The 792-nt window shown below is 51.6% G+C and carries 1 protein-coding gene; it reads left to right on the forward strand.

What is annotated here, in order from left to right; translation table 11 throughout:
* Positions 1 to 792: flagellar basal-body MS-ring/collar protein FliF (gene fliF / locus R7Z47_RS24500; RefSeq protein WP_318130716.1), on the forward strand; the 792-nt coding region annotated here is incomplete at both ends.

Below are 792 nucleotides of genomic sequence, written 5' to 3' on the forward strand. Positions count from 1 at the left end.
CAATTACAAACTCGATGGTAATACTGTTTCGGTGGAGTCGAGCGAGTACAACTCAATCAAATTAGGCATGGTGCGTTCGGGCGTCAATCAAGCGACCGAAGCGGGCGATGACATTCTGCTGCAAGACATGGGCTTTGGTGTTTCTCAGCGCCTAGAGCAGGAACGTCTTAAGCTCAGCCGTGAGCGTCAGCTAGCTCAAGCCATTGAAGAAATGAAGCAGGTTCGCAAAGCGCGAGTGTTGTTGGCGTTGCCGAAACACAGTGTGTTTGTGCGTCATAACCAAGAAGCTTCCGCCTCAGTATTTTTGACGCTATCGACAGGTGCCAACCTCAAGCAGCAAGAAGTGGACTCGATTGTCGATATGGTCGCGAGTGCCGTTCCAGGCATGAAGACATCGCGCATTACCGTCACGGATCAGCATGGCCGTTTGTTGAGCTCTGGTTCGCAAGATCCGGCATCTGCCGCGCGTCGTAAAGAGCAAGAGTTAGAACGCAGCCAAGAACAAGCATTGCGTGAAAAAATCGACTCTGTGCTGTTGCCTATTCTTGGTTTTGGTAACTACACCGCGCAAGTGGATATCCAAATGGATTTCAGTGCGGTTGAGCAAACTCGTAAACGTTTCGACCCAAATACGCCATCGACCCGCAGCGAGTACGCGCTAGAAGATTACAACAACGGCAACATGGTAGCAGGCATTCCGGGTGCGCTTAGTAATCAGCCTCCGGCGGATGCTTCTATTCCGCAAGACGTCGCGCAAATGAAAGACGGCTCGGTAATGGGGCAAGGCTCTGT

This window comes from Vibrio sp. 1641, from assembly GCF_033339995.1.
Classification (GTDB): domain Bacteria; phylum Pseudomonadota; class Gammaproteobacteria; order Enterobacterales; family Vibrionaceae; genus Vibrio; species Vibrio alginolyticus.